General features: G+C 71.6%; 20 protein-coding genes. 10 read left to right on the forward strand and 10 right to left on the reverse strand.

The genetic code is table 11. The features are described from left to right. Positions 1 to 222 precede the first annotated feature (222 nt). The gene (locus RYJ27_RS10150) at positions 223 to 924 is read right to left on the reverse strand and encodes an iron-dependent transcriptional repressor DtxR (protein ID WP_330170193.1); all 702 of its coding nucleotides are present in this window, start codon (positions 922 to 924) and stop codon (positions 223 to 225) included. Between the two features lie 97 nt (positions 925 to 1021). On the opposite strand from RYJ27_RS10150, the gene serC reads away from it, so the two are divergent. After that, a complete protein-coding gene (gene serC, locus RYJ27_RS10155; RefSeq protein ID WP_330170194.1) occupies positions 1022 to 2134 on the forward strand; it encodes a phosphoserine transaminase in 1113 nt (370 codons plus the stop codon). Between the two features lie 21 nt (positions 2135 to 2155). Here serC and RYJ27_RS10160 read toward each other — a convergent pair whose 3' ends face one another. Together RYJ27_RS10160 and RYJ27_RS10165 are read right to left on the reverse strand one after the other, a co-directional pair. Further along, complete coding sequence (locus tag RYJ27_RS10160) at positions 2156 to 2995, reverse strand: DUF3027 domain-containing protein (protein ID WP_330170195.1); 840 nt, start codon at positions 2993 to 2995, stop codon at positions 2156 to 2158. After that, positions 2988 to 3371: a cold-shock protein gene (locus tag RYJ27_RS10165; protein ID WP_330172046.1), complete on the reverse strand. Its 384-nt coding sequence runs from the start codon at positions 3369 to 3371 to the stop codon at positions 2988 to 2990. Before RYJ27_RS10165 ends, RYJ27_RS10160 begins: the two co-directional genes overlap by 8 nt. 102 nt (positions 3372 to 3473) lie before the next feature. Here RYJ27_RS10165 and RYJ27_RS10170 point away from each other — a divergent pair, with 102 nt between their 5' ends. Genes RYJ27_RS10170 through RYJ27_RS10180 form a run of 3 tightly spaced genes read left to right on the forward strand, consistent with a single transcriptional unit; the run spans position 3474 to position 7159 of the window. After that, positions 3474 to 3746, forward strand: coding sequence for a multidrug ABC transporter ATPase (locus RYJ27_RS10170; RefSeq protein WP_330170196.1), 273 nt, complete (start codon positions 3474 to 3476; stop codon positions 3744 to 3746). A 12-nt stretch (positions 3747 to 3758) separates the two neighbouring features. After that, positions 3759 to 5474, forward strand: a complete 1716-nt coding sequence (locus tag RYJ27_RS10175; RefSeq protein ID WP_330170197.1) for a helicase-associated domain-containing protein — start codon at positions 3759 to 3761, stop codon at positions 5472 to 5474. Between the two features lie 44 nt (positions 5475 to 5518). Further along, on the forward strand, positions 5519 to 7159 hold the full coding sequence (locus RYJ27_RS10180) for a DNA repair helicase XPB (protein ID WP_330170198.1): 1641 nt from the start codon (positions 5519 to 5521) through the stop codon (positions 7157 to 7159). Position 7160: 1 nt separating this feature from the next. Here RYJ27_RS10180 and RYJ27_RS10185 read toward each other — a convergent pair whose 3' ends face one another. Further along, positions 7161 to 7457 (reverse strand): alpha/beta fold hydrolase, encoded by a 297-nt coding sequence (locus RYJ27_RS10185; protein ID WP_330170199.1) that lies wholly within the window; start codon positions 7455 to 7457, stop codon positions 7161 to 7163. A 6-nt stretch (positions 7458 to 7463) separates the two neighbouring features. Between RYJ27_RS10185 and RYJ27_RS10190 the strand changes: the two genes are divergently transcribed. The 4 genes from RYJ27_RS10190 (at position 7464) to RYJ27_RS10205 (ending at position 11159) form a co-directional block, all read left to right on the forward strand. Next, positions 7464 to 7928, forward strand: coding sequence for a TetR/AcrR family transcriptional regulator (locus tag RYJ27_RS10190; protein WP_330170200.1), 465 nt, complete (start codon positions 7464 to 7466; stop codon positions 7926 to 7928). A gap of 200 nt (positions 7929 to 8128) precedes the next feature. Beyond that, the gene (locus RYJ27_RS10195; protein ID WP_330170201.1) at positions 8129 to 8821 is read left to right on the forward strand and encodes a response regulator transcription factor; all 693 of its coding nucleotides are present in this window, start codon (positions 8129 to 8131) and stop codon (positions 8819 to 8821) included. A gap of 226 nt (positions 8822 to 9047) precedes the next feature. Then, entirely contained in the window at positions 9048 to 10625 is a 1578-nt protein-coding gene (locus tag RYJ27_RS10200; protein ID WP_330170202.1) for a sensor histidine kinase, read from the forward strand. A 246-nt stretch (positions 10626 to 10871) separates the two neighbouring features. Next, entirely contained in the window at positions 10872 to 11159 is a 288-nt protein-coding gene (locus RYJ27_RS10205; protein ID WP_330170203.1) for a WXG100 family type VII secretion target, read from the forward strand. Positions 11160 to 11271: 112 nt separating this feature from the next. On the opposite strand, the gene groL is transcribed toward RYJ27_RS10205, so the two are convergent. From groL to RYJ27_RS10235, 6 genes are all read right to left on the reverse strand, one after another. Beyond that, positions 11272 to 12894 (reverse strand): chaperonin GroEL, encoded by a 1623-nt coding sequence (gene groL, locus RYJ27_RS10210; RefSeq protein ID WP_330170204.1) that lies wholly within the window; start codon positions 12892 to 12894, stop codon positions 11272 to 11274. 129 nt (positions 12895 to 13023) lie between these two features. Further along, positions 13024 to 14091, reverse strand: a complete 1068-nt coding sequence (locus tag RYJ27_RS10215) for a DUF3048 domain-containing protein (RefSeq protein WP_330170205.1) — start codon at positions 14089 to 14091, stop codon at positions 13024 to 13026. A gap of 75 nt (positions 14092 to 14166) precedes the next feature. After that, complete coding sequence (locus RYJ27_RS10220) at positions 14167 to 14370, reverse strand: cold-shock protein (RefSeq protein WP_330170206.1); 204 nt, start codon at positions 14368 to 14370, stop codon at positions 14167 to 14169. A 150-nt stretch (positions 14371 to 14520) separates the two neighbouring features. Further along, complete coding sequence (locus RYJ27_RS10225; protein WP_330170207.1) at positions 14521 to 15144, reverse strand: LytR C-terminal domain-containing protein; 624 nt, start codon at positions 15142 to 15144, stop codon at positions 14521 to 14523. A 99-nt stretch (positions 15145 to 15243) separates the two neighbouring features. Next, on the reverse strand, positions 15244 to 15501 hold the full coding sequence (locus tag RYJ27_RS10230) for a DUF3263 domain-containing protein (RefSeq protein ID WP_330170208.1): 258 nt from the start codon (positions 15499 to 15501) through the stop codon (positions 15244 to 15246). Positions 15502 to 15528: 27 nt separating this feature from the next. After that, positions 15529 to 16515: a DUF2332 domain-containing protein gene (locus tag RYJ27_RS10235; RefSeq protein ID WP_330170209.1), complete on the reverse strand. Its 987-nt coding sequence runs from the start codon at positions 16513 to 16515 to the stop codon at positions 15529 to 15531. Between the two features lie 77 nt (positions 16516 to 16592). Here RYJ27_RS10235 and msrB point away from each other — a divergent pair, with 77 nt between their 5' ends. Together msrB and RYJ27_RS10245 are read left to right on the forward strand one after the other, a co-directional pair. Further along, on the forward strand, positions 16593 to 16994 hold the full coding sequence (msrB, locus tag RYJ27_RS10240) for a peptide-methionine (R)-S-oxide reductase MsrB (RefSeq protein WP_330170210.1): 402 nt from the start codon (positions 16593 to 16595) through the stop codon (positions 16992 to 16994). Then, positions 16991 to 17530 (forward strand): nitroreductase family protein, encoded by a 540-nt coding sequence (locus RYJ27_RS10245; protein WP_330170211.1) that lies wholly within the window; start codon positions 16991 to 16993, stop codon positions 17528 to 17530. Before msrB ends, RYJ27_RS10245 begins: the two co-directional genes overlap by 4 nt. Positions 17531 to 17591 lie beyond the last annotated feature (61 nt).

Raw genomic sequence — 17591 nt, forward strand, 5'->3', positions numbered from 1 at the left:
GCCCCGGCACCCGATTTCGGGTGGGTGCGGTTCGTCGGCGCGTTCAGGCGTGGCGCGACCGCTCGGAGTGACGAACCTGTGGGGCGTACCGGGCGGTGTTCGTGCGACGGGCTTCTCGCCGCGCGACTCCCCGAGATTACCCGACGATAACGATTCTGTCACGTCGGGCGGTCCGGACTGTGGATGCCGCGGCCCCGCGCAGCGGGAACAGAAGGGTCGCGATCAGACGCTCGCGTCGACGAGGAAGATGTGCGCGGCGACCTCGACGGGGAGCTCGAGGCCCTCCTCAGCGCCGTCCATCTCGACCAGCACGTACCCCTCGTTGAAGCGATAGCTACCCCGCGCACCCGGGACGACGCCGGCACCGCGCAGCTGCTCCAGCAGCTCGGGATCGACCTGCGCGGGCTCTGCGAGACGGCGCACAGTTCCCTCGATCGGGCCACCCTTCTCGTTGAGCAGCCGCACGAGCCCCACGACCCCCTGCGAGAAAGTGAGCGCAGGAACGTCGCCCAGCTGGTCGAGCCCCGGGATCGGGTTGCCGTAGGGCGACTCGGTGGGGTGCCCCAGCAGCTCGACGAGACGGCGCTCCACCTGCTCGCTCATGACGTGCTCCCAGCGACAGGCCTCCTCGTGCACGTAGGCCCAGTCGAGGCCGATGACGTCGGAGAGCAGGCGCTCGGCGAGGCGGTGCTTGCGCATGACGTCGACCGCCTTCTGGCGCCCCGCGTCGGTCAGCTCGAGCCTGCGATCCTCGGAGACCACGACGAGGCCGTCGCGCTCCATCCGGCCGACCGTCTGCGACACGGTGGGGCCCGAGTGCCCCAGTCGCTCGGAGATGCGCGCGCGCAGCGGCACGATGTTCTCTTCCTCGAGCTCGAGGATCGTGCGCAGATACATCTCGGTGGTGTCGATCAGATCGGTCATGACCGGGTTTCCTCGCTTCAGGCCTACGAAGGCAAGCCTAATCCAGGCACCCGACGCCCGGAGGGTCGCACGGATGCCCGCCCCTAGAATCGGAGCCATGCCCCATGTGACGCTGCCCTCCGAACTCCTGCCCGTCGACGGTCGCTTCGGCTGCGGACCGTCGAAGGTGCGCGCCGCGCAGCTCGAGGCGCTGGCCACGACGGGCGCCTCGCTGCTCGGCACCTCGCACCGCCAGGCCCCCGTGAAGAACCTCGTGCGCGACGTGCGGGGTCTGCTCGCCGACCTCTTCCGCATCCCCGAGGGCTACGAGATCGTGCTCGGCAACGGCGGATCCACCGCGTTCTGGGATGCCGCGGCGTTCGGCCTCATCGAGCGCCGCTCGCAGAACCTCGTCTTCGGCGAGTTCGGCGGAAAGTTCGCCGCCGCCGCCAAGGCCCCGTGGCTCGAAGCGCCCGACGTGCGCAAGGCCGACCCCGGCACGCGCGCGATCGCGGAAGCGGTCGAGGGCGTCGACGTCTACGCGTGGCCCCACAACGAGACCTCCACGGGCGTCTCCGCCCCCGTGCAGCGCGTGCGCGGCGACGAGGGCGCCCTCACCGTCATCGACGCCACGAGCGCCGCCGGCGGCATCTTCTTCGACGTCGCCGAGGCCGACGTCTACTACTTCGCCCCGCAGAAGAACCTCGGCTCCGACGGCGGCCTGTGGTTCGCCGCCGTCTCGCCCGCCGCGATCGAGCGCATCGAGCGCATCGCCGCCTCGGGCCGCTACATCCCCGAGTTCCTCAGCCTCAAGAACGCGCTCGAGAACTCCCGCCTCGAGCAGACGCTCAACACCCCCGCGCTGACCACGCTGTTCCTGCTGCGCGACCAGCTCTCGTGGATCACCGACAACGGCGGCCTCACGTGGGCCGCGGCTCGCACGGCCGAATCCTCCACCGCGCTCTACGAGTGGGCCGAGGCGTCCGCCGTCGCGACGCCGTTCGTCGCCGATCCGGCCGATCGCTCCCCCGTCGTCGTCACGATCGACTTCGACGAGTCGGTGGATGCCGCGGCACTCGCCGCGTCGCTGCGGTCGAACGGCATCGTCGACACCGAGCCTTACCGCAAGCTCGGGCGCAACCAGCTGCGCGTCGCGACGTTCGTCTCGATCGAGCCGTCCGACGTGCGCCAGCTGATCGCGTCGATCGACTACACGCTCGAGCGGCTTTGAGCCAGGCCGACGGGGGCCCGCTCAGTTGTCGGAGTCGCTGAGCTCGCCCTCGCCGAGGTCGTCCTCGCTCGAGACGAACTCGTCGGAGTCGGAGTCGGAGTCGGAGACATCCGAGTCGTCTGAGTCATCGTCGTCATCCGAGTCGTCGTCGATGTCATCCTCGTCACCCGAGTCGTCTTCGTCGTCCGAATCGTCGTCATCGAAGTCGTCCTCGTCATCCGAGTCGTCATCGATGTCATCATCCGAGTCCTCGTCGTCCGAGTCGAGCTCGTCGATGTCGACCCCGTCGACGTCTCCGGCGTGCAGGATGCGCGAGCCGTCGGTGTCGAAATCTGCCGCGTCGAGGTCGTCGGTGTCGTCGTCGAGGTCGTCGGCGTCGTCCCCGTCATCCGGATCCTCGTCGTCCGAGTCGTCCTCGTCGGACTGCTGCGCGAGCTCGGCCTGGGCGCGCTGCTGCGCCTGGTACTCCGCCAGACGCTCGGCCCACGGCACCCACTCGGGCGCCACGAGCGCGCCGTTGCCGGGCAGCAGCTCGGCCTCCAGCACGGTCGGCTCCTCGCCTTCGATGCGCGCGACCGAAACGGTCCAGAACCAGCCCGGGTATCCGCCCAGCCGGTTGTTGAACAGCAGCGACACGACGCCGCCCTGCTCCACGCGGTACCCCGCGGCGTCGCCGATCGTGCGCTCGGGGGTGATCTCGGCCAGCGCCGCACGGGCGAGGTCGCGCGCCTGGATCAGACGCTCATCGGGCACGGCCGCCTCCGGCGCCGACGCCTCGGGCTCGGGTGCCCCGGGCGCGAACGAGGGGCCGGCCTCCGTCTCGGGGGCCGACGCGGACTCGACCGTGGCGTCGTCAGGCATCGAGTTCATCAGCGACCCGGCGCAGCACGGCCGCGACCTTCTTCGCATGACCCCCGCTCGGGTAACGCCCCCGGCGCAGGTCGCCGCCGATGCCGTCGAGCAGAGCCACGAGGTCCTCGACGATCACGGCCATGTCGTCGGCGGGCTTGCGCTTGGCCTTCGACAGGCTCGGCGGGGCCTCGAGCACGCGCACCGACAGCGCCTGCAGCCCGCGCTTGCCGTCGGCGACACCGAACTCCACACGCGAGCCCGGCTTGGGTGCCGACGCGCCCTGCGGCAGAGCCGTGGCGTGCAGGAAGACGTCCTGGCCGTCATCCGTCGTGATGAAGCCGAACCCCTTCTCCTCGTCGTAGAACCTGACCTTGCCGGTGGGCATCATGACCTCGCTGTAGGAAGCGCCCTGCGGGCGCGGGAAATCGCGGAGCGGATCGCCCCGACACATCAGACTACGGCACCGGCGCGCACTAGGCTGAGACGGATGAGCCCGACCACACCCGACCCGATGCCGGCCCCCGGCCGCCTCGAGCGCGTCCTCGCGTTCATGTCGCTCGGCATCGCCCTGCTCGCCATCGGCTGCTTCTTCGCGATCATGATCGGCACCGCCACCGGGATGACGCAGGCCGACTTCGGCAGCGGCATCTGGCCCATGGTCGCCGTCCTGCCGATGATCGGGCTGCCGCTGGCCTTCGTGCTCATCATCGCGCTGCTGATCATCACGTGGGTCAAGCGCGGCCGGGCCAACAGGGCGTAAGGCCCGGCCGACATGGCGGAGGGCACACGGGATCTCGCGGTACGGCTGGCCGCCCTCTCCGACGCGGAGCTGGCGGACTTCCTGCGCGAGCGCCGCGCCCCCGCACTGCCGGCCTGGCGTGACTTCTTCGACGCCGCCGAAGCCCTCACCGATCCCGCGTCGCTGCGTCGCGCCCTCGCCACGCTGCCCGCCGCCGACCTCGCCGAGCTGACGGACGCCGCCCGGGAGGGCCGCGAGAGCGGCAGCGCCCACACGCGACGCCTCATGCTGACGGATGCCGAGGGCGTCCCCCTCCCGCAGGTCGCGGCCCTGCTGGCCGAGTTCGGCGGCTCCCCCATCGACGTGGGTCGCCCCGCGCCCGATGCCGACGCCACCGCCGAGGGGCACGCCGCCGAGCGCGCCTTCACGAGCGTCGCCGCACTCGGCGACATCCTCATCCAGGCGATCCGCACGCCGCTCTCGCGTGTGGGCTCCGGGGCCCTGGGCGCCGCCGACCGCCGCCGCCTCGCCGAGGACCTCCCCCATCCCGACGACGTCGACCCCCTCATTTCGCTCGCCGAGCGCGCCGGCCTGCTCGCCGCCGACACCCGCTCGTTCATGCCCACCGCCGCCGCGGACGACTGGCTCGCGGCATCCACCCCCGACCGGTGGACGTCCGCCGCCCGCGCCTGGTGGATCGCCGTGCCGGCGCCCCTCACGGCGTCCGCCCGCCTCACCGACCCTGCCGGGTGGCCTGCGGCGTTCCCGGCCGACCCCGCCTGGCCCGACCGGGGCGCCGCGTTCCGCCGCGAGGCCGAGGCGTGGGGCATCGTGACTCCCACGGGCGCCGCCCCCTCGTGGACGCGCCTCATCGGCGCCGACCCCGCCGCCGCGGCGCGGGAGCTCGCAACACTCATGCCGCGCGAGGTCGACCGCATCTACCTGCAGAACGACCTCACCGCGATCTCGCCCGGTCCTCTCGCCCCGGGGCTCGACGTGAGACTGCGCCGCATCGCCGTGCGCGAATCGCACGCCCAGGCATCCTCCTACCGCTTCACGGCCGAGACCGTCGCAGGGGCGCTCACGGAGGGCGAGAACGCCGAGACGATCCTCGCCTTCCTCGCCGAGCTCTCGCTCACGGGTGTGCCCCAGCCGCTCGACTACCTCGTGCGCACGACGGCGGAGCGCCACGGCACCGTGCGGGTCGGCGACGACCCCGATGCCCCGGCCGATGCGACGCGCACGCGCGTGTGGAGCTCGTCGCCCGAGGCGCTCGAGCCGATCGCCGTCGATCAGTCGCTGCGGCCCCTCGGGCTCGTGCGCACCGCCGACGGCAGCGCCCTCACCTCGCGGGTCGCGCGCGACACGGTGCTGTGGGCCCTCATCGACGCCCGGTACCCCGCGATCGCGGTCGACGCCGACGGGACGATGCTGCGATTGCGCCGGCACCGGGTCGCCGTCTCGCCCCCCGCGACCGACGACGGCGAGACGTACGGTCCTATAATCCGCCTGCTGCGTGGGGCCGACGAGGCCGACGCGGACGCCGCGTGGCTCGACCGCGAGCTCGAGGCCGCGGTGCGCGAGCGCAGCCTCGTCGAGATCGACGTCGAGCTGCCGGGCGGCGTCGCGCGCACGTTCGTGCTCGAGGCGTCCGGCATGGGCGGCGGCCGGATGCGCGGCCGCGAGCGCGGCACCGACGTGGAGCGCACCCTCCCGGTCTCGAGCATCCGCAGCATCCGTCGCCTGTGAGCCGCCGCGCCCGCCGCGGCATCCCGCCGGTAGACTGAGCAGTTATGTCTGACGGTCCCCTCATCGTCCAGAGCGATCGCACGGTGCTGCTCGAGGTGGCGCACCCGGATGCCGAGACCGCCCGCCACGAGCTGGCCGTCTTCGCCGAGCTCGAGCGCGCCCCCGAGCACATCCACACCTACCGTGTGACGCGGCTGGGCCTGTGGAACGCGCGTGCGGCGGGACACCAGGCCGACGACATGCTCGAGACCCTCGAGCGCTGGTCGCGGTTCCCCGTGCCGCCCTCGGTGTCGATCGACATCCGCGAGACGGTGGGCCGCTACGGCCGCCTGCTCATCGAGCGCGACGACGAGGGCACCCTCGTGCTGCGCTCCACCGACCAGGCGGTGCTCGCCGAGGTCGCCAAGAACAAGCGCATCCAGCCGCTGCTGACCGGCCACCCCACCCCCGATTCGTACACGGTGGATGCGTGGGCCCGCGGCCACATCAAGCAGGAGCTGCTGAAGATCGGGTGGCCCGCCGAAGACCTCGCCGGCTACAGCCCCGGCACCCCCCACGAGATCGAGCTCGCGGAGGACGGCTGGCACCTGCGCCCTTACCAGCGCAAGGCCGTCGACAGCTTCGCCGACGGCGGCTCGGGCGTCGTGGTGCTGCCCTGCGGCGCCGGGAAGACCCTTGTGGGCGCGGCGGCGATGGCCGACACCAAGACGACGACGCTCATCCTCGTCACCAACACCGTCTCGGCGCGCCAGTGGCGCGACGAGCTGCTGCGACGCACGTCGCTCACGCCCGAGGAGATCGGCGAGTACTCGGGGCAGGTGAAGGAGGTCAAGCCGGTCACGATCGCGACGTACCAGATCCTCACCGCCAAGCGGAAGGGCGAGTACGCGCACCTCGCGCTGCTCGACGCGCTCGACTGGGGCCTCATCGTCTACGACGAGGTGCACCTGCTCCCCGCCCCCGTCTTCAAGCTCACCGCGGAACTGCAGGCGCGCCGGCGCCTGGGCCTGACGGCCACGCTCGTGCGCGAGGACGGCCGCGAGGGCGACGTCTTCAGCCTCATCGGCCCCAAGCGGTTCGACGCCCCGTGGAAGGAGATCGAGGCCCAGGGCTTCATCTCCCCCGCCGCCTGCTACGAGGTGCGCATCGACCTGCCCGCCTCCGACCGCCTCGAGTACGCCGCGGCGGCGGATGACGAGCGGTATCGCCTCGCCGCGACGGCGCACGCGAAGATCGGGGTCGTCCGCAGCCTCGTCGAGCGGCACGAGGGCGAACGCATCCTGATCATCGGCCAGTACCTCGACCAGATCGACATCCTGGCCGACGCGCTCGGGGCCCCGAAGATCACGGGCGCGACGCCCGTCGACGAGCGCGAGGAGCTGTTCCAGGCGTTCCGCGAGGGCTCGCTCACGGTGCTCGTGGTGTCGAAGGTCGCGAACTTCTCGGTGGACCTGCCCGAGGCATCCGTCGCCATCCAGGTGTCGGGCTCGTTCGGGTCGCGCCAGGAGGAGGCCCAGCGTCTCGGCCGCCTACTGCGTCCGAAGACCAACGGGCACACGGCGAGCTTCTACACGCTCATCGCGCGTGACACCGTCGACCAGGACTTCGCGCAGAACCGCCAGCGCTTCCTCGCCGAGCAGGGATACGCCTACACGATCCTCGACGCCGACCAGCTCGCCGCCTGACTCATCCCGTCCGGGCGAAGAACCGGAGGATCAGTTCCTGCACGGCGCGCGGGTTGTCGTCGGTGGCGAAGTGCGCGGCGTCCGGAATGGATGCGAACTCCACGTCGTCCGCGAAGCGCTTCACATCGCCGACATGCGCGCGCACATAGGCCTCCGTCAGCGGCACATCCTTCGCGCCGAAGGCGTAGAGGGTCGGCGCCCGCAGCCGCCGCCGGCGGTATGCGCCGGTGACGAGAGCCGGCATCTCGCCGCCGCTCTCACCCTCGTGGGCGAGCAGGGAGTCCGCGCCCTCACCCACGCGCGCGTGGACGCCGCGGCCGGGTTGCCGAGGGGATCGACGTCGAACTGGTTCCGCACCCGCGACGCCCTCGTCGCGGGTGTGGTCGTCCACCTCGCCGAGAGCGAGCGCGCCGAGATCGCCACCGCGGGACCCCCCACGATCGACACTCCCGACCAGCTGACCGACGCGTTCAGCGGCCTGATCGCGATGCAGACCGGACCCCTCGCGGCACGCACCCGCGCTCGGTACGCCCTGTTCCTCGAGGGCGCCCACGACCGGGTCATGCTCGAACCGCTGCTCGCCCAGCGCGCCGCATACGTCGAGTGGACGGCATCCCTGCTCGCGCACGTGGGCGCAGCCCACCCCGCCGAGGCGGTTCGCACGCTCATGGCCGCGTCCGAAGGCTTGATCCTGCATCGCCTCAGCGTCGATCCCGACGCCGAGATCCGTCCCGTCATCGACCGCGTGGTCCGCGCGTGCCTCGCCTGACCGCCCTCCGGCTCCGGCTCCGGCTCCGGCTCCGGCTCCGGCGAACGGTCGCGACACGCCGCGCCCGCCACTTCACCCGCGGCGCGTCGCGACCGTTCACGGCGCGGCGCGGGAGCGCCGGGGCGTAGCGCATCCGCTCGGTCGCGCGCAATCGCACCGCAATCCTGCGCGCACAGAGGATCCGTCACGATAATGGGGGGATGAGCGCACCCCGCATCCTTGTCGTCGACGACGAGCCGAACATCCGCGACCTGCTGGTCACGAGCCTGCGATTCGCCGGATTCCAGGTCAAGGCCGTCAGCAACGGCGCCCAGACAATCTCGGCCGTGCTCGAGGAGGAACCCGACCTCATCGTGCTCGACGTCATGCTCCCCGACATGAACGGCTTCAGCGTCACGAAGCGTCTGCGCAGCGCCGGCTACACCGCACCGATCCTCTTCCTCACCGCGAAGGACGAGACCGAGGACAAGATCGAGGGTCTCAACGCCGGCGGCGACGACTACGTCACCAAGCCCTTCAGCCTCGACGAGATCGTCGCGCGCATCCAGGCCATCCTGCGCCGCACGATGCAGGCCGACGAGGACGCCGTCATCCGCACCGGCGAGCTGACGATGGATCAGGACACGCACGACGTGAAGGTCGGCGACGCCACGATCGACCTCAGCCCCACGGAGTTCAAGCTGCTCCGCTACCTCATGCTCAACCCCAACCGGGTGCTCAGCAAGGCGCAGATCCTCGACCACGTCTGGGAATACGACTTCAACGGCGACGCGGGCATCGTCGAGAGCTACATCTCCTACCTGCGCCGCAAGATCGACCCGCACTCCTCCGAGCCGCTCATCCAGACCAAGCGGGGCTTCGGCTACATGCTGAAGTCCGGCAAGACCGCGTAGGACGCCCCCGCTGGACCGCCAGGCGAAGACCGATGCCCTCACCCTGTGGTGGCGCGGTATCAGCCTGCGCGCGAAGGTCACGGGCGTCACGGTCGCCATCCTCGTCGTCGGGCTCTTCGCATCGGGCATCGCGACCCTCGGGTTCGTCCGCAACGCCCTCGTCCTCGCGCAGGACGAGCAGCTCGTCGCACGCGCGCAGTCCGACCTCGCCGCGGGCCTGCTCGAGGTGACGGCCGACGAGGAGGGGATCGTCGAGATCCGGCTCACGGAGGAGGCCGCCGCCGTCGACTACTACGTCGCCGTGTACGACCCGGCGGGCCAGTCCAAGGGCAGCGTCCCCGCGCAGGGCGGGCCCGTGTGGCCCGAGGAGTACCCGCTCGAGCGCACGATCACGGAGGGCACGACGCCCTTCACGCTCACGTCGGAGGACGGCGCGGTCTACCACGCCAGCGCCGGCACGCTCGACCTCGAACGCGCGCTCGACATCCAGCTGGGCGGTCAGCTCTACACGCAGGTCGTCGCGCTGCCCCTCGCGCCCATCGACCGCACGATCGCCGTGTTCTTCGGCGTCTTCACGGTGCTCGGCGTCATCACGGTCGTCGCGGGTGCGCTGCTCACGCGCTTCCTCGTCACCCAGACCTTCCGCCCGCTCGTGCAGGTCGAGCGCGCCGCGACCTCCATCTCGGCCGGCGACTTCTCGCAGCGCCTGTCCCCCGGTGATCCCCGCACCGAGGTGGGCAAGCTCACGGGCGCCCTCAACACCATGCTCGACCGCGTGGATGCCTCGCTGTCGCAGCGCGACGCCACCGTGCGCCAGATGCGGCGCTTCATCGGCGACGCGAGCCACGAGCTGCGCACACCCCTCGTGACGGTGCGCGGCTACGCCGAGCTGTACCGGATGGGCGCGATCCGCGGCGACGACGACACCTCGCAGGCGATGCAGCGCATCGAGAAGGAGGCCATCCGCATGGGCGGCATGGTCGAGGACCTGCTCGCCCTCGCCCGTCTCGACGAACGCCGCGAGATCGCGATCGAGCCGGTCGATCTCCGACCGATCGCGCGGGATGCCGCCATGGACGTGCGCGCCGCGGCTCCGCAGCGCACGATCACCGTCACCGACCTGACGGCCGCTCCCCCCATGCCGCCGCCCCTCGCATCCGCCCAGCTCGAGGCGCCCACGACCGACACGACACCGCAGCCCAAGCGGCGCGGCGTGGCAGGCCGTGGTGCCAACGGAGGCGGCGCCCGCCGTTCGCTGCTGCGCCGCACCGCCAAGCCCATGCCAGCCCCGCGCGCCGCCGACTCCGACGACGCCACCCTCCCCGCCCCGCTGTCGTTCGACGTGCCGCTCGTGGGTCCCGCCATCAGCCACCCGCCCGTCGTGCTCGGCGAGGAGAACCGCATCCGCCAGGTCGTCGCGAACCTGCTCGGCAACGCACGGCGCTTCACGCCCGAAGACTCACCGATCGAGATCACCGTAGGCACCGACTCGTCGCGCCGCTCCGACCGCGCGCCGCTCGGCATGGGCTGGATCGCCGTCTCCGACCACGGCGAGGGAATCCCGCCGCAGATCCGTGAGCACATTTTCGAGCGGTTCTGGCGCGCCGACAGCTCCCGCACCCGCGAGACGGGCGGCACGGGCCTCGGGCTTGCGATCGTCGCCGGCATCGTCGACTCGCTGCACGGCACCGTCGAGGTCGGTGATACCCCCGGCGGGGGCGCGACCTTCACGGTGTACCTGCCGCTCGCCGCCGAAGCGACGCTTTACCTCGACACGCAGCCACTGCCCAAGCTCCGCGACTGACCGCCGCCGAAGCCACCTCTCACTCGACACGCAGCCGCTGCCCACGCTGCGCGAATGACGGCATCCGATCCTCCTCCAACTCGACACGCAGCCGCTCCCCACACTCCGCGAATGACGGCCGCCCAACCCTCCTCCCCAGGGCGGGCACGGGCCCCAGTTGTCCACGGATGCCGCGGGCGGCGCCCCACGGCTGCGGCCGGGCGCATAGCGTGGCGCCGTACCCGCCCACGACCTCCAGGAGCCCGCATGGCCGTCTTCTCCGTCGACTCCGACGCCGTCCTCACCCAGTCCGCCGCGGTCCGCGCGACCGCGGACCGGCTGCACGCCGAGTCGCAGGCGATGCTCGCGCAGCTCACGCAGCTGCAGGCGTCGTGGACGGGGCAGGCCGCGGCATCCTTCCAGAGCGTGCTCGACGAATGGCGCGTGACGCAGCTGCACGTGGAGCAGTCGCTCGCCTCGATCCACGGCGCGCTCGCCCTCGCCGCGCAGCACTACGCCGAGGCCGAGATGACGAGCGCGGCGCTGTTCCGCTGACGACGCAGACCTCCGCGGGGCCGCCTCCCCCACCGCCCTCAGCCGGCGGCTCCGCGGACACGCAGAAGGGCCCCCTCCGCGTGGAGGGGGCCCTTCTTGTGGTGCGTGGGACTCAGAAGTCCATGCCACCCGTCGGGTCGCCGGCGGGAGACGCGGCGGCCTTCTCGGGCTTGTCGGCGACGACGGCCTCGGTCGTGAGGAAGAGGCCCGCGATCGATGCGGCGTTCTGCAGCGCGGAACGGGTCACCTTGGCCGGGTCGATGATTCCCTGCGCGAACAGGTCACCGTACTCGCCGGTCGCGGCGTTCAGGCCGAAGCCGGGCTCCAGCTCCGCGACCTTGTTGGCCACGACGCCCGGCTCGAGACCGGCGTTGAGCGCGATCTGCTTGAGCGGCGCCTCGATCGCGACGCGAACGATGTTCGCACCGGTCGCCTCGTCGCCCGTGAGCTCGAGGCCCTCGAACGCGATCTTGCCGGCCTGGATGAGCGCGACGCCACCACCGGGGACGATGCCCTCCTCGACAGCCGCCTTCGCGTTGCGCACGGCGTCCTCGATGCGGTGCTTGCGCTCCTTGAGCTCGACCTCGGTGGCCGCGCCCGCCTTGATAACGGCAACGCCGCCGGCGAGCTTGGCGAGGCGCTCCTGCAGCTTCTCGCGGTCGTAGTCGCTGTCGGTGTTCTCGATCTCGCGACGGATCTGGGTCACGCGACCCTCGATCTGCGACGAGTCGCCGGCACCCTCGACGATGGTGGTCTCGTCCTTGGTGATGATGACCTTGCGGGCACGGCCGAGCAGGTCGAGGGTGGCGTTCTCGAGCTTGAGGCCGACCTCCTCGGTGATGACCTGGCCACCCGTGAGGATCGCGATGTCCTGCAACTGCGCCTTGCGACGGTCGCCGAAGCCGGGGGCCTTGACGGCGGCCGACTTGAAGATGCCGCGGATCTTGTTCAGCACCAGGGTCGCGAGAGCTTCGCCCTCGACGTCCTCGGCGATGATGAGGAGCTCCTTGCCCTCCTGGATCACCTTGTCGACGATCGGGAGAAGATCCTTGATGTTCGAGATCTTCTGGTTCGCGATGAGGATGTAGGGCTCCTCGAAGACCGCTTCCTGACGCTCGGGGTCGGTGACGAAGTAGGGGTTGATGTAGCCCTTGTCGAACCGCATGCCCTCGGTCAGCTCGAGCTCGGTGCCGAACGTGTTCGACTCCTCGACCGTGACGACGCCTTCCTTGCCGACCTTGTCGATCGCCTCGGCGATGAGCTCGCCGATCGTCGGGTCAGCGGCCGAGATCGAGGCGGTCGCCGCGATCTGCTCCTTGGACTCGACCTCCTTGGCGCCCTCGAGCAGCTGGTCGGTGATGGCCTTGACGGCCTTCTCGATGCCGCGCTTGAGCGAGATGGGGTCGGCGCCGGCCGCGACGTTGCGCAGGCCTTCGCGCACGAGAGCCTGGGCGAGAACGGTGGCGGTGGTGGTGCCGTCACCCGCGACGTCGTCGGTCTTCTTGGCGACCTCCTTGACCAGCTCGGCGCCGATCTTCTCGTAGGGGTCGTCGAGCTCGATCTCCTTGGCGATCGACACGCCGTCGTTCGTGATGGTGGGGGCGCCCCACTTCTTCTCGAGCACGACGTTGCGACCGCGCGGGCCGAGCGTCACCTTGACGGCGTCGGCGAGGATGTTCAGGCCGCGCTCGAGGCCGCGACGGGCCTCTTCGTCGAAAGCGATGATCTTTGCCATGTGTGTGTCGTCCCTCCCGGACGTAGGTTTGGGTTTAGCACTCCGACAATGGGAGTGCTAATCACATTCTGGCACTCGCCCCGGGAGAGTGCAAGCCGCATGACGGCGGGCGACCGGATGCCGCGCCGCTCAGCGCACCGACACCGAACCGCCCGACCCGGTCGGCACGAGCTCGACCCACGTCGCACCGGGCGCGAGGTGGATGGCGACGCCGTGGGCGTTGGTCAGCTGGATGGGCGCCTCGCGGGAGGGCTTCGTCCACGTCGCCTCCAGCACCTTGCCGCCCGTGGCGATCCACGCGGCGCCCGAGCCGATCATGACGGTGCGCGGGATTTCTCCGTACGCCCAGTCGATGTCGACCGCGACCACGACCACGTTCGTCGCCGACAGCGGCGCGCCGGAGGAGTCGGTGTCGGTGGCCTCGTTCTGGCCGCGCAGGTAGCGACCGCTGCCGGCATCCCACTGCCACTGCCTGCTCTGGCGCGGCGAGAACGACAGGTCGAACCCGGCCGAGGAACGCCCGTAGGCCGCCGCCGACGCGGCGAGGGGCATCGAGGTGAAGGCGAACTGCGGCGCCGGCGCCGGGATCTGCGCATAGGCCTGCACCAGCTCGCGCGCGCTGACGATGACGTTGTGGGGTGCGGCCTTTCCGCTCGTGCGATGCATGAAGCGATCGTCGGCGCCACCGTGGATGGCGTTGTGCACCGAGGTCGCGAGCATCATGTCGACGAACCGCTGCTGCCCGCCCGAGTAGGCGATGACGCCACCGAGCGGCTCGACGATGTCGGGATCCATGGGACGGATGCTGCGGACCGGGCCGATCTCGTCGGGGATGTCGGAGGACCACACCGCAACGTAGCGGGTGAGACCACCCTCGACGAGCTCCTCGAAGACGACGTCGGCGCGCTCCAGCCCCACCTGGGGCCGCGCCGCGGGGTGGTTGTCGATCTTCGCCGAGAGGGCGGGGCCCGCGACGCCGCCCGCGGGCACCGGGGTGCCGCGCAGCGGATGCGGGACCGTCTGCGGCGCCTCAGGCGCCGGCTCGACCGTTGCGGTGGGAGTCGGCGCCGGCGGCACCGTCGTCGCGATGGGAACGGGCGCAGCGTCGGAGGACGCGGCGCATCCGGCGAGCGCCATTGCGGCCATCGCGAGCACGGCGGCCCCGAGGCGGGCGCGGCGGCGCGCGGCGATCGTCATGCGCGACAGACTATGGCCGGTGCAGCGCGCCGCCGTGGCGACACGACGCACGCGGCGAGGGCCGCGGGCGTCGGGTCAGACGACCCGCACCGACTCGGCCTGCGGGCCCTTCTGCCCGGCGCCGACGGTGAACTCCACCTGCTGCCCCTCTTCGAGCACCCGGAATCCGGTCATGTCGATGTTGGAGTAGTGGACGAAGACGTCCTGTCCACCCTCGGCGACGGTGATGAACCCGTACCCCTTCTCGGCGTTGAACCACTTGACGGTGCCCTGGGCCATGCGTGCGCTCCTGTTACTGCGGGGTGAGACACAGCCATGCTAACCACGCGGAACGACGCGGATCCGGCGCTCGGGCAACTGTTGACACAGGGGCCGCGAACTCTTAATCGGACGGAAACACGCCGCTGCCACGGCGCGCGCGGAGGCGCTCTACGGTGCGGTGTCCGAGCCGCCCTCGGTGCCGTCCTGGATCTCGGTGCCGTCCTCGATCTCGGTGCCGTCGTCGCTCTCGGCGGCCGCCGTGCGGTCGGTTCCGACGATCACCGTCAGCTGCGTCGCGGGCGTTCCCGGAAGCGGATACTCGGGGTCGAGCACGACGTCGGCGGCCCCCAGGATGCCGGCGAGACCGCGTGCGGCGGCCTCGGCCTCCGCCGCCGCGTAGTAGACGGTCGTGGTGGGGAACTCCCGGTCCCCGGCGTTGCTCGCGAGCACCCCCGATTCGGGCCAGCCCTGGGCGACGAGCTCATCCTTCACCCGGGTCGCGAGGCCGGCCTCCGGCGTGCCGTTGAGCACGAGCACCGTGTACGAGGTGTCGACGACGGGCGCGACGGTGTCGACCGGCGCCGCGGTCGGCGCGGGCTCGGGGAACAGGACGATGCGCCCCTGCGCGACGAGCGAGGCGAAGATGCCGGCGCCGATCAGGACGACCGTCGCGACGGCCGCCCAGAGGAACAGGCCGGGGCCGCCGAAGCGCGGGTTCTCGGCCCGGTGCGCACCGACGCGTCCGCGGGAGGGCGGGATGTCGTCGAAACGGTCGGCAGGGGACGGGGACACCAGAGCATGCTACCGGGGGGGGCGCCCGCGAGTCCCGTCACGGGCAGGCGGAAGCGGTCAGCGGGTGACGGTCAGCGGGTGACGGCCAACGGGTGACGGTCAGCGGGTGACGGCCCGCTCGCGGGCGGCGCGCTCCGCCGCGCGCCGATCGTGGATGCGGCGGAGCCGGCCGACGAGCAGCGGATCGTGGGCGAGGGCCTCGGCGGTGTCGATCAGGCGTCCGAGCAGCTGGTAGTACCGGGCGGGCGTCAGACCGAGCTGGCTGCGGATCGCCTCCTCCTTCGCGCCCGCGTGGCGGCGCCAGTCGGCCTCGAAGTCGAGGATCGCGCGCTGCTGATCTGTCAGCTCTTCAGCCATGCCTTCACGGTACGCCGGGATCCGCCGTCAGGACGCGCGCCACTCCAGCCACGCCCCGAGCGGGTCGCACTCCGCAACCACCTGCCCGTCGAGCGTCAGGTGGAAGCCCGATGCCGCGGCGCCCGTCGACGCCTGCGGCGCGCCCGACATGCCGGCCGGATGGATCGACACCCAGCGCACGTCCCGCTCGGTCAACGCCCGCCGGAGCCGCTCCCTCCCGGCGCGCGGCACGTGCGGAAGGAGCCCGGGGGTCGTGACGACGATGCTCGCGTCGGGCGCCGCGCGGCGCGCATCGGCGATCGCATCGTCGAGGGTCGCCGGGTCGGCGGCGTCGCCGACGATCATACGCGGCGGGTCGGCAGCCGCGACATCCAGCGCGGCGGCGATGCGCTCGGCGCGCCCGTCCTCCCCCGGCCAGACGAGCGCCTCGAGGAAGGCGCGATCGGCGGCATCCCGCGCGTCGAGAGGCGCGAGGTCCACGCCCACGCGGGTGAGCACGCGCGGCAGCGTGAGCTCCCCGCCGCCCGCACCGCGCATCTCGGACGCGAGCACGACTGCGGCCGACCCTTCGACCGGATCGAGCCGCACGTCGCGCGTGCCCCAGAAGCGGTAGGAGTACCTGTCCGGATACAGGCACAGCCCCGCAGAGGCGCCCAGCTCGACGAGCGCGACCGGCCCCGGCACGAGCGAGAGCGCCGCGACCAGCGGCGCGCAGCGCAGCGGCTCGTTCGTCTGCAACGAGAGGGCGGATGCCTCGGCCACGAGCCGATCGCCATGCTCGCGCAGCCACCGCCGGAGCCCCACCCACGGCCCCACCGGCGCGCCCTGCATGCGCGCGACGGCGAAGACGAGGGGTGGCTGGCGACGGGTGGCCGGTATGCGGGCCAGCAGGGCCGCCGTCTCCGGGTCCTGCGCGATCCCGCGCGCCCAGTCCTCGTACACGTCCGAACGCCCGCGCGCCTCGTCATCGGCGAACCGCGCGTACCGCTCGATGACCGCTGCCGCGTCGTCCATAACGCCATTCAACCGCGGACGCGCCCGCACGCCGCCCAACCGCGGTTGAATAGAGGGGATCTACCCGAGGAGGACCAATGTCGTACAGCGTCGACAAGACCGACGACCAGTGGCGCGAGGAACTGAGCGCCGACCGTTACGCCGTGCTGCGGGAGGCCGCCACCGAGCGCCCCTGGACCGGCGAACTGCTCGACGAGCACCGCGCTGGGCTCTACACGTGCGCCGCGTGCGGCGTCGAGCTCTTCCAGAGCGGAACGAAGTTCGACTCCGGCTGCGGCTGGCCGAGCTTCTACGAGTCGATCCGCCCCGACGCCGTGGAGCTGATCGAGGACACCAGCCACGGCATGGTGCGTACCGAGGTGCGTTGCGCGGCGTGCGGCTCGCACCTGGGGCACGTCTTCCCCGACGGCTTCGGCACCCCCACGGGCGACCGTTACTGCATGAACTCCCTCGCGCTCGGATTCGCCCCCGAGAAGTGAGCGCGCGCGAGGCGGCTCTGAGCCGCCGGTCCTTCTCGAAGGTGACCGACGACGCGCCGGGCCACGACGAGCTGCTCTCGCTCGTCGCCGCGGCCGGGCGCGTTGCCGATCACTCCGGGCTGACCCCGTGGCGGCTGATCGAGCTGCGCGGCGACGACCGCCTCGTGCTGGGACGCGCGATCAACAAGGCGGAGGGCGAGAAGGGGGCCTCGTCCAAGCCCCTCCGCGCTCCCCTGCTGATCGCGGTCGTCGCGAGCATCCGCCCGAAGCACAAGGTGCCCGAATGGGAGCAGGAGGCCGTCGCGTCCGGCGTCGCCCACATGTTGAGCCTTCTGCTCGACGAGGCCGGATGGGGCGTCATCTGGCGCACCGGCGGCTACACCCGGTCCAAGGCCATCAAGAAGGCGCACGGGCTGAAGAAGAACGAGCTGCTTCTCGGGTGGCTGTACGTCGGCGGCAAGCCTCCCCGGTCGAGAGAGGGCCACCCGCGGCGCATCGATCCGGAGCGCTTCCTCTCGCGGATGCCGAGCCGGTAGCACACCGCAACCGCGCCCGAGAGCGCGGGCACGTGACGCGGCGACGTCACAGCCCCGTGCG

It is taken from the genome of Microbacterium limosum (assembly GCF_036324365.1).
Classification (GTDB): domain Bacteria; phylum Actinomycetota; class Actinomycetes; order Actinomycetales; family Microbacteriaceae; genus Microbacterium; species Microbacterium limosum.